Source organism: Streptomyces sp. WAC 04229, from assembly GCF_003947455.1.
GTDB lineage: Bacteria > Actinomycetota > Actinomycetes > Streptomycetales > Streptomycetaceae > Streptomyces.
Window position 1 is genome coordinate 24,533 of sequence record NZ_QHJH01000068.1, and the last position, 10,697, is coordinate 35,229.

The window sequence follows — 10,697 nt, forward strand, 5'->3', positions numbered from 1 at the left end:
GGGCACCCGTGCGGTGGAGGCCCCGTCGGGCACCCATGCGGTGGACGCGGAAAGGCCCCGTCGGGGGCGTGACGTTCCCCGCTTATCGCGAGGTGAGCGGGGGTGACAAGGCGACCCGCCGGGTGCCCGCTGCTCGTTTCGCCGACGATGACGCATCCTTGAGGTGTGGAGTTCCTCGGGGACGAGTCGGTCAAGCGGAAGGGGAGGGCGCAGGGGATGAGTTCCGGCGCACCTGCTCATAACGCTTCGGTGCACAACAGCGGGCACGGAGCCACGGATCGGACGGCCGCAAGGCACGATGGACCGATGCGTGACGACGAGGCGCCCCGCGACCAGGGGACGGTCGGTGGGCTCGTCCACCGCGCCGTCGACGGGGACGAGCAGGCCACGCACGACCTGCTCGCCCATGTCCACCCCCTGGCGCTGCGCTACTGCCGTACCCGTTTGTCGCGCCTGCCCGGCGACGCCCGCCACTTCGTCGAGGACCTCGCCCAGGAGGTCTGCGTCGCGGTGCTGCTCGCGCTGCCCCGCTACAAGGACACCGGCCGGCCCTTCGAGGCGTTCGTCTTCGCCATCGCCGCCCACAAGGTCGCCGACCTCCAGCGCGCGGCGATGCGCCACCCCGGCTCGACCGTCGTCCCGTCCGACGAGATGCCCGAGCGGCCGGACGACTCCCTGGGGCCGGAGGAGCGCGCGCTGCTCAACAGCGACGCCGCCTGGGCCAAGAAACTGCTGGCCAACCTGCCCGAGAACCAGCGCGAGCTGCTCCTGCTGCGCATCGCGGTCGGGCTCACGGCCGAGGAGACCGGCCAGATGTTGGGAATGTCACCCGGCGCCGTGCGGGTCGCCCAGCACCGGGCACTGAGCCGACTGCGGGCACTGGCGGAGCAGTAATCTCCGCCGATTGCCGCTGTGAACGGACGGCGGCACCTGTCCGTACAAAACTACGAAGATCGCAGGCCTTCCTGATCGTGGAATGAGCCACGTCCGCTTCCCGTTAGCATGGACATCCGCACCGATCAAGGCCATTTGGGGAAGGTGTCATGACTGCCAACGTCGACGGAGTGCCCGGAAAATTCGCGACACTCGGGCTGACCTACGACGACGTGCTGCTGCTGCCGGGCGCCTCCGCGGTGCTCCCGAACGCGGTCGACACCTCGTCCCGCATCTCCCGCAACGTGCGGGTCAACATCCCGCTGCTTTCCGCGGCGATGGACAAGGTGACCGAATCCCGCATGGCGATCGCCATGGCCCGCCAGGGCGGTGTCGGCGTCCTGCACCGGAACCTGTCCATCGAGGACCAGGCCAACCAGGTCGACCTGGTCAAGCGCTCCGAGTCCGGCATGGTGGCCAACCCCATCACCATCCACCCGGACGCCACCCTCGCCGAGGCCGACGCGCTGTGTGCCAAGTTCCGCATCAGCGGCGTACCCGTCACCGACGACGCGGGCCGGCTGCTCGGCATCGTCACCAACCGCGACATGGCCTTCGAGAGCGAGCGCTCCCGGGGGGTGCGCGAGGTCATGACGCCGATGCCGCTGGTCACCGGCGAGGTCGGCATCTCCGGCGTCGAGGCCATGGAGCTGCTGCGCCGCCACAAGATCGAGAAGCTTCCGCTGGTCGACGGCGACGGTGTCCTGAAGGGCCTGATCACGGTCAAGGACTTCGTGAAGGCCGAGCAGTACCCGCACGCCGCGAAGGACGCGGAGGGCCGCCTGATCGTCGGCGCCGCCGTGGGCGCCAGCCCCGAGGCGCTCGACCGTGCCCAGGCGCTCGCCGAGGCCGGGGTGGACTTCCTGGTCGTCGACACCTCGCACGGCCACAACAGCAACGCCCTGAGCTGGATGTCGAAGATCAAGTCCAGTGTCGGCATCGACGTCGTCGGCGGCAACGTCGCCACGCGTGACGGCGCCCAGGCGCTGATCGACGCCGGTGTCGACGGCATCAAGGTGGGCGTCGGCCCCGGCTCCATCTGCACCACCCGCGTCGTCGCCGGCATCGGTGTCCCGCAGGTCACGGCGATCTACGAGGCCTCCCTCGCCGCCCGGCCCGCCGGAGTCCCGCTGATCGGCGACGGTGGCCTGCAGTACTCCGGCGACATCGGCAAGGCGCTGGCCGCCGGTGCCGACACGGTGATGCTGGGCAGCCTGCTCGCGGGCTGCGAGGAGTCGCCGGGCGAGCTGCAGTTCATCAACGGCAAGCAGTTCAAGTCGTACCGCGGCATGGGCTCGCTGGGCGCCATGCAGTCCCGCGGCCAGGGCAAGTCGTTCTCGAAGGACCGCTACTTCCAGGCCGAGGTGGCCTCCGACGACAAGCTCGTGCCCGAGGGCATCGAGGGCCAGGTGCCCTACCGCGGCCCGCTGGGCAACGTGCTGCACCAGCTCGTCGGCGGTCTGCGCCAGACCATGGGCTACGTGGGCGCCGGCACCATCGAGGAGATGGAGTCCAAGGGCCGGTTCGTGCGGATCACCTCCGCCGGCCTCAAGGAGAGCCACCCGCACGACATCCAGATGACGGTCGAAGCACCGAACTACAGCCGCAGCAAGTAGGCAGCAGCCTCCCGAGGGCGGCCCCGGACCATCCGGGGCCGCCCTCTGCGGTGCCCCGCCGGGCCCGTCGGGGATACTGGAAGGCGCTGCAACGCATCAGGGAAAGGCCACAGACGTGACTGAGATCGAGATCGGGCGCGGCAAGCGCGGCCGCCGGGCGTACGCCTTCGACGACATCGCCGTCGTCCCCAGCCGCCGTACGCGGGACCCGAAGGAGGTCTCGATCGCCTGGCAGATCGACGCCTACCGCTTCGAGCTGCCGTTCCTGGCCGCTCCCATGGACTCGGTCGTCTCCCCGGCCACCGCCATCCGCATCGGCGAGCTGGGCGGCCTCGGCGTGCTCAACCTCGAAGGGCTCTGGACCCGGCACGAGGACCCGCAGCCGCTGCTCGACGAGATCGTCGGTCTCGACGCGGAGACCGCCACCCGCCGCCTCCAGGAGATCTACGCGGCTCCCATCAAGGAGGAGCTGATCGGGCAGCGCATCAAGGAGGTGCGCGACTCGGGCGTGGTCACCGCCGCCGCGCTCTCCCCGCAGCGCACCGCCCAGTTCTCCAAGGCCGTCGTGGACGCGGGCGTGGACATCTTCGTCATCCGCGGTACGACGGTCTCGGCGGAACACGTCTCCGGCTCGCACGAGCCGCTGAACCTGAAGCAGTTCATCTACGAGCTGGACGTCCCGGTCATCGTCGGCGGCTGCGCCACCTACACCGCCGCCCTGCACCTGATGCGCACCGGCGCGGCGGGCGTCCTCGTCGGCTTCGGCGGCGGCGCCGCCCACACCACGCGCAACGTGCTGGGCATCCAGGTGCCCATGGCCACGGCGGTGGCGGACGTGGCGGCGGCCCGCCGCGACTACATGGACGAGTCCGGCGGCCGGTACGTGCACGTCATCGCCGACGGCGGCGTCGGCTGGTCCGGAGACCTGCCCAAGGCGATCGCCTGCGGCGCCGACTCCGTGATGATGGGCTCCCCGCTGGCCCGCGCCACCGACGCGCCGGGCAAGGGCAACCACTGGGGCATGGAGGCCGTCAACGAGGAGCTGCCCCGGGGCAAGAAGGTCGACCTCGGCACGGTCGGCACCATCGAGGAGATCCTCACCGGTCCGTCCCACACCCCGGACGGCTCGATGAACTTCTTCGGGGCGCTGCGCCGCGCGATGGCGACGACCGGCTACAGCGAGCTGAAGGAGTTCCAGCGGGTCGAGGTCACCGTGGCGGACTCGCAGCACCGGCGGTGATCACCCGGACGGCGTAGCGAAGGGGCCCGGAGCGGACTGCTCCGGGCCCCTTCGCGTGTGCGGTCCCGCTCCGCGGGGGCGGGGTCCTCAGAGCCGGTGCGCCGCCCCCGTGGGCGTCGCCCCGCGCGTGTCCAGCAGGAGCTGGGCCTTCACCGACAGGCCCTGGAGGTCGTACGTGCGGTGCTGCTGGAGGAGGATCGTGAGGTCGGCGTCGGCGGCGGCCTCGTAGAGGGAGTCCGCGCGGGGGACGGGGCGCTCCGCGACGTTCCAGGACGGGATGTGCGGGTCGTGGTAGCTGACGGCGGCGCCCAGGCCCATCAGGCGGGTCGCGATCTCCTCGGCCGGGGTCGCCTGCTGGTCGGCGAGGTCCGCCTTGTAGGTGACGCCGAGGAGCAGGACGCGGGCGCCGCGCGCGGACTTGCCGTGCTCGTTGAGGAGAGCGGCGGCGCGCTGGACGACGTAGCGGGGCATCTGCGCGTTGACCCGCTGGGCGACCTCCACCATGCGCAGGCTGTGGGGGGCCTGGCCGGTCAGGTCCTGGGGGACGGAGTGGCCGCCGACGCCGGGGCCGGGGCGGAAGGCCTGGAAGCCGAAGGGCTTGGTCTCGGCGCAGCGCAGGACGTCCCACAGGTCGACGCCGAGGTCGTCGCAGAGGACGGCCATCTCGTTGACGAGGGCGATGTTGACGTGGCGGAAGTTGGTCTCCAGGAGCTGCACCGTCTCCGCCTCGCGGGGGCCGCGCGCGCGGACCACCTTGTCGGTGAGGCGGCCGTAGAAGGCGGCGGCCGACTCGGTGCAGGCGGGGGTGAGGCCGCCGATGACCTTCGGGGTGTTGGCGGGCGTGAAGTCGCGGTTGCCGGGGTCGACGCGGCTGGGGGAGTAGGCGAGGTGGAAGTCGCGGCCCGCGCGCAGCCCGGAGCCCTGCTCCAGGATCGGGCGCAGGAACTCCTCCGTGGTCCCCGGGCGCACCGGCGACTCCAGGATCACCGTGGTGTGCGGGCGCATGTGGGCGGCGAGCGTGCGGGCCGCGGCCTCGACCTGGGTGAGGTCCAGGCCGCCGTCCGGCGCCGGCGGGGTGGGCGCGCAGATGACCGCGGTGCGCACCCGGCCCACCTCGGCCGGTCCCGCGGCGGTGCGGAAGCCCGCCGCGAGCATCCGGCGCAGCTCGGCGGGGGAGAGGGGACCGGCCTCGGGGCCGGTCTTGTAGCCGAGGGTGGGGATGCCGGCGGCGACGGCGGCCTGGGCCAGGGGCAGGCCGTACGGGCCGAGTCCGATGACGGCGAGATCTGCGGGCATGGCGTGGGCCGTCCTTCCCAGTAGCCGAAGCGGGACAGGTGCGCAAGCCCGGTGGACAGGATGGGCGAGCACAACGTCAGACTAGGAGTAAATATGACCGATTTGTGGGATTGATCCGCCTCGTTTCGGGTGAGTCTCGACGGTGACCTGCGGGAAGTTGTCCACAGGCTGAGGGCGTGCGGCGGCCGATGTCGGGCAGGCCGGACAGAATCTGGGCATGGTGGGTACCAGGAGACGGGCTTCGCCCGACGGGTGCGGCCGACGCGACCACAGCGGGAGGCAGCAGTGAGGACAGCGACACTGGGGCCGGCGCAGCGCGCCGAGTCGCTCGCGGCCATGGCCGAGCGCGAACTGGACGTACTGGTGGTGGGCGCCGGCGTGGTCGGCGCGGGCACCGCGCTGGACGCCGTGACGCGTGGCCTGTCGACCGGCCTGGTCGAGGCGCGGGACTGGGCGTCGGGCACCTCCAGCCGGTCCAGCAAGCTGATCCACGGCGGCCTGCGCTATCTGGAGATGCTCGACTTCGCGCTCGTCCGGGAGGCGCTGAAGGAGCGCGGCCTGCTGCTCGAACGGCTGGCGCCGCACCTGGTGAAGCCGGTGCCGTTCCTGTACCCCCTGCAGCACAAGGGCTGGGAGCGGCTGTACGCGGGCTCCGGCGTCGCGCTCTACGACGCCATGTCCATGGCCCGCGGCCACGGCCGGGGCCTGCCGATGCACCGTCACCTGAGCCGCTCTCACGCCCTGCGGGTGGCACCCGCGTTGAAGAAGGACGCGCTGGTCGGCGCGCTCCAGTACTACGACGCGCAGATGGACGACGCCCGCTTCGTCGCCACCCTGGTGCGCACCGCCGCGGCGTACGGCGCCCAGGTCGCCAACCGCGCGCGCGTCACCTCCTTCATTCGCGAGGGCGAACGCGTGGTCGGCGCCCGCGTCCAGGACGTCGAGGCGGGCGGCGAGTACGACATCCGCGCCAAGCAGATCGTGAACGCGACCGGGGTGTGGACCGACGACACCCAGTCGATGGTGGGCGAGCGCGGCCAGTTCCACGTCCGGGCGTCCAAGGGCATCCACCTCGTCGTGCCCAAGGACCGCATCCACTCCACCACCGGCCTCATCCTGCGCACCGAGAAGTCCGTGCTGTTCGTCATCCCCTGGGGGCGGCACTGGATCATCGGCACCACGGACACCGACTGGGACCTCGACAAGGCCCACCCGGCCGCCTCCAGCGCGGACATCGACTACCTCCTGGAGCACGTCAACTCGGTGCTGTCGGTGCCCCTCACCCGCGACGACGTCGAGGGCGTCTACGCCGGGCTGCGCCCCCTGCTGGCCGGCGAGTCGGACGCCACCAGCAAACTCTCGCGCGAGCACACCGTCGCGCACCCGGTGCCCGGCCTGGTCGTCGTGGCGGGCGGCAAGTACACGACGTACCGGGTGATGGCCAAGGACGCCGTGGACGAGGCGGTGCACGGCCTCGACCTGCGGGTCGCCGACAGCGTCACCGAGGAGACCCCGCTGCTCGGCGCCGAGGGCTACCAGGCGCTGTGGAACGCGCGGGCGCGGATCGCCGCGCGCACCGGCCTGCACGTGGTCCGCGTCGAGCACCTCCTCAACCGGTACGGCTCGCTGGCCGAGGAGGTGCTGGAACTGGTCGCCGAGGACCCCTCGCTGGGCCAACCGCTCCAGGCGGCCGACGACTACCTGCGCGCCGAGGTCGTCTACGCCGCCTCGCACGAGGGCGCGCGGCACCTGGACGACGTCCTCACCCGGCGCACCCGCATCTCCATCGAGACCTTCGACCGCGGGACGCGCAGCGCGCGTGAGGCCGCCGAGCTGATGGCACCGGTACTGGGCTGGGACAAGGGCCAGATCGAACGCGAGGTCCAGCACTACGAGAAGCGGGTCGAGGCCGAGCGGGAGTCGCAGCGCCAGCCGGACGACCTGACGGCCGACGCGGCCCGGCTGGGGGCGCCGGACATCGTGTCCCGGTAGCGTCCGCGGCGGCGGGCCGGACCTCTCGGGCCCGCCGCACGGCCCGTCCCCCGCGCCCCCGGGCCCCCGTGGCACCCTGGGCGTCGAGCACTTGTCGCGTGAGGGACAATGAAGGCTCTGTCAGGGCGGGTTGCATGAGGGGACGCATGTCGGACGCGGAGCGGGCGGGGACACCCCGTACGGACAAGAGCGCACGTCTCCTCGCCGGGCGTTACCGGCTGGGGGACGTGCTCGGCCGCGGCGGCATGGGGACGGTGTGGCGGGCCCAGGACGAGACCCTGGGACGCACGGTCGCCGTCAAGGAGCTGCGGTTTCCGGGCAACATCGACGAGGAGGAGAAGCGGCGCCTGATCACGCGCACGCTGCGCGAGGCCAAGGCGATCGCGCGGATCCGCAACAACGGCGCCGTCACCGTCTACGACGTGGTCGAGGAGGACGACCGGCCCTGGATCGTGATGGAACTCGTCGAGGGCAAGTCGCTCGCCGAGGCCATCCGTGAGGACGGTCTGCTGGAGCCAAAGCGCGCCGCCGAGGTCGGCCTCGCCGTCCTCGACGTGCTGCGCTCGGCGCACCGCGAGGGCATCCTGCACCGCGACGTGAAGCCGTCCAACGTGCTGATCGCCGAGGACGGCCGGGTCGTGCTCACCGACTTCGGCATCGCCCAGGTCGAGGGCGACCCGTCCATCACCTCCACCGGCATGCTCGTCGGCGCCCCCTCCTACATCTCCCCGGAGCGCGCCCGCGGGCACAAGCCCGGACCGGCCGCCGACCTCTGGTCGCTCGGCGGGCTGCTGTACGCCGCCGTCGAGGGCACCCCGCCCTACGACAAGGGCTCGGCGATCGCGACCCTCACCGCGGTGATGACGGAGAACCTGGAGGAGCCGAAGAACGCCGGCCCGCTGCGGGACGTCATCTACGGGCTGCTCAACAAGGACCCCGACCACCGGCTCGACGACGCCGGCGCCCGCGCCATGCTGACCAAGGTCATCCACGCGCCCGCCCCCGACGAGATCGATCCGGCCGACGCCACCAAGGTCGTACCGATCCCGCCCCAGCCGGACGAGGGGACGCGCCGGGGCGGCGCCGGCGGCAAGCGGGCCGAGGAGGCCGGGGAACGGCTGCGCGGGGCGCTGCGCTCGGTGCGCAAGGCCGCCGTCGGGGCGGGTGCGGCCGGTGCGGCCGCCGCCTCGCGGAGCAGGCAGGGCGGTACGGGCTCCGGGTCCGGCGCGGACTCCGGCGCCACCGGGGCGGGCGCGTCCGGTACCGCCGCGTCCGGTACCGCCGGAACGGCCGCCGCGACGGGATCGGCGCAGGGTCCGGGCGCAGGCGCGCAGGGCGCGAACGCTCCCGGCGGCAAGCGGAGTTCCGGCTGGCCCGTCGTGCCGCCGCCGGACCTGCCGGCCAGGCCCGTGCCCCGGGCACCGCTCACCGACGTGGTACCGCGCCGGACGCTGATCGCCATCGCGGTGATCGTGGCGCTCGCCGTGCTCGGCACCGTGCTGGCGCTCACCCTCGGCGGCGACGACGAGAAGGGCGCCGAGGGCGGCAACGGCGGCAAGCCCGTCGCCTCCGCGGGACCGAGCGGCGAGACCAAGCAGGACGACGAGGGCGGCACCGGCACCGACGGCGCCGCCTCCGACCCGGCGACGGACGGTGACGCGAGCGGTACCCCGGACGGCGGCGCGAGCGCGTCCGGCGAGGCGGACGGCGGGTCCCCGGACGCCGGGAAGTCCGAGGACCAGGAGGACGTGGCCGCCACCCACAAGGGCGGCCAGGGATACCGCATCGGGCTGCCCGAGGGCTGGAAGTTCGCCTCCACGGGCGCCTCGGGCGACCGGTTCACCGGCCCCGGCGGGCAGAAGCTGCTGGTGGCCTGGACCTCCACGCCCAAGGGCGACCCGGTCGCCGACTGGAAGAACCAGGAGCGGTACATGGTCCGCTCGCAGTACAAGAAGATCCGCATAGAGAAGGTGGACTACCGGGGCTGGAACACGGCCGACTGGGAGTTCACCTACTCCGACGGCGGCACCAAGTACCGCACCGTGGACCGGGGCTTCGTCGTCAACGACCACCAGGGCTACGCGCTCATGTACACCGCGAAGGCCGACGACTGGGACGGCGACCTGCGCCGGGACACCTGGCGGACCCTGACGAAGTCCTTCGAACCCAAGTCCTGAGCGGACGGCTCCGGGTTTGAGCGGCGCGATATCTGGCATCAGCTCTTTGCGGGTTGCCTCCGGCACGTATCGTGAGTGCTTGCGGACCGTACGCAGCCGGAACGGCCCGCCGGGCGAACGGAATTGACCGACGGGCTGCCGGGGGTGGCGACGTGGACGACTATGCGGGACGGGTGCTCGCCGACCGCTACCGCCTGCCCCTGCCGCCGTCCGACGAGTACGAACTCACCGAGACCCGGGCGTTCGACACCTACAGCGGCCAGGAAGTCCTGGTCCGGCAGGTCCCGTTGCCGGAGGTCGTCGAGGCCGAGGTGCTCGACGCGGACGGTCTTCCCGACGGCTTCACGGCCCGTGACGGCGGCGTCCGGCACCCCGGCAGGCGGACCTCCGGCGGGAGCACCGGCATCCGGCGGCCGGCCGACCCCGTGGTGCGGCGAGCCGTCGAGGCCGCGCAGGCCGCCGCCGCCGTTCCCGACCACCCGCGCCTCGACCAGGTCTTCGACGTGTTCGCCGAGGGCGGGTCGCTGTGGATCGTCAGCGAGCTGGTCGCCGCGAGGCCGCTGGCCGCGCTCCTCGCCGAGCAGACGCTGACGCCCTACCGCGCGGCGGAAGTGGCCTCCGACATCCTGCTGGCGCTGCGGGTGCTGCACACGTACGGCTGGGTGCACCGCAACATCACCGCGCGCACCGTGCTCGTCTGCGACGACGGGCGGGTCATGCTGACCGGCCTGGCGGTCGGGGCCGCCGAGGAGGCGCTGTGCGGGTACGACCCCGTCCCGCCGCCCGACGAGGACCCCGCCCCCGGCCCGCTCGACCCAGGCGGAACCTTCGGCCCCGGCGGCGGTCTGCCCGGCCCGGGCGGCGCCGGGCCCGGGATGCCGGGGCCGGCCGGAGCGCGGGCCGGAATCCTGGGTTCCGGTGATTCCGGAGTCCTCGGCCCCGGTGACGCCGATCCGGAGGCCGCCCGGCGGGCCGCCATCGAGGCCCGGGGCGTCGGCGGGCTGCCGGTCTCGGGGGCCGTGGGCCCGGGTGCACCCGCCCCTCTCGCGCCCGCACAGCTCGACACCAGCGGCGACCTCCGCGCCGCCCGCGCCGGAGCGATCGCCGCGTACCGCGCCGGGGCCCGTGCCGCCGCCCGCGTCCAGGAGGCCCAGAACGGCCGCGCCGCCCTCCCGGGAGCCCGCCCCGCCCCCGACGACACGGCGGGGCGGCCCGGCCGGGGCGCCGACACCGGCCGACCCGGCGGCTACCCCGCCTTGGGCGCCGAGGAGGGCCGGCCGCCCCATGCGGACGCCGGTCCCGGATCCGCCCACGGCGCCGAGCGAGCCGGCCCGCCGGCCGAGGACGCCGGGCACGGCGCCGCGGTACCGCCCGGGCAGATCGCCGACCCCTACGGCGTACGCACGACCTCCTGGCACGGTGCCACGCCCCGCTCCGGAGGCG

Annotated in this window: 7 protein-coding genes; 6 read left to right on the forward strand and 1 reads right to left on the reverse strand. The window is 73.1% G+C overall.

Features of this window, described 5'->3' with window-relative positions; translation table 11 throughout:
- Positions 1-306 precede the first annotated feature (306 nt).
- The 3 genes from DMH12_RS19680 (at position 307) to DMH12_RS19690 (ending at position 3,789) form a co-directional block, all read left to right on the forward strand.
- Positions 307-894, forward strand: a complete 588-nt coding sequence (locus DMH12_RS19680; protein ID WP_064729392.1) for a sigma-70 family RNA polymerase sigma factor — start codon at positions 307-309, stop codon at positions 892-894.
- A 149-nt stretch (positions 895-1,043) separates the two neighbouring features.
- On the forward strand, positions 1,044-2,549 hold the full coding sequence (guaB, locus tag DMH12_RS19685) for an IMP dehydrogenase (protein ID WP_125492852.1): 1,506 nt from the start codon (positions 1,044-1,046) through the stop codon (positions 2,547-2,549).
- A gap of 115 nt (positions 2,550-2,664) precedes the next feature.
- A complete protein-coding gene (locus tag DMH12_RS19690; RefSeq protein ID WP_125492853.1) occupies positions 2,665-3,789 on the forward strand; it encodes a GuaB3 family IMP dehydrogenase-related protein in 1,125 nt (374 codons plus the stop codon).
- 87 nt (positions 3,790-3,876) lie between these two features.
- On the opposite strand, the gene DMH12_RS19695 is transcribed toward DMH12_RS19690, so the two are convergent.
- Positions 3,877-5,085: a nucleotide sugar dehydrogenase gene (locus DMH12_RS19695; protein WP_122615802.1), complete on the reverse strand. Its 1,209-nt coding sequence runs from the start codon at positions 5,083-5,085 to the stop codon at positions 3,877-3,879.
- Between the two features lie 285 nt (positions 5,086-5,370).
- Here DMH12_RS19695 and DMH12_RS19700 point away from each other — a divergent pair, with 285 nt between their 5' ends.
- From DMH12_RS19700 to DMH12_RS19710, 3 genes are all read left to right on the forward strand, one after another.
- Complete coding sequence (locus DMH12_RS19700; protein WP_125492854.1) at positions 5,371-7,077, forward strand: glycerol-3-phosphate dehydrogenase/oxidase; 1,707 nt, start codon at positions 5,371-5,373, stop codon at positions 7,075-7,077.
- 146 nt (positions 7,078-7,223) lie between these two features.
- Entirely contained in the window at positions 7,224-9,254 is a 2,031-nt protein-coding gene (locus tag DMH12_RS19705; RefSeq protein WP_125492857.1) for a serine/threonine-protein kinase, read from the forward strand.
- A gap of 152 nt (positions 9,255-9,406) precedes the next feature.
- On the forward strand, positions 9,407-10,697 hold a 1,291-nt coding region (locus DMH12_RS19710; protein ID WP_148107533.1), incomplete at its 3' end, for a protein kinase.

What these genes read in the sequence shown, in the direction of transcription:
- DMH12_RS19680 (WP_064729392.1), top strand. Translation starts at nt 307, where the DNA reads ATGCGTGACGACGAGGCGCCCCGCGACCAGGGGACGGTCGGTGGGCTC.
- guaB (WP_125492852.1), top strand. Translation starts at nt 1,044, where the DNA reads ATGACTGCCAACGTCGACGGAGTGCCCGGAAAATTCGCGACACTCGGG.
- DMH12_RS19695 (WP_122615802.1), bottom strand. Translation starts at nt 5,085, where the DNA reads ATGCCCGCAGATCTCGCCGTCATCGGACTCGGCCCGTACGGCCTGCCC.
- DMH12_RS19705 (WP_125492857.1), top strand. Translation starts at nt 7,224, where the DNA reads ATGTCGGACGCGGAGCGGGCGGGGACACCCCGTACGGACAAGAGCGCA.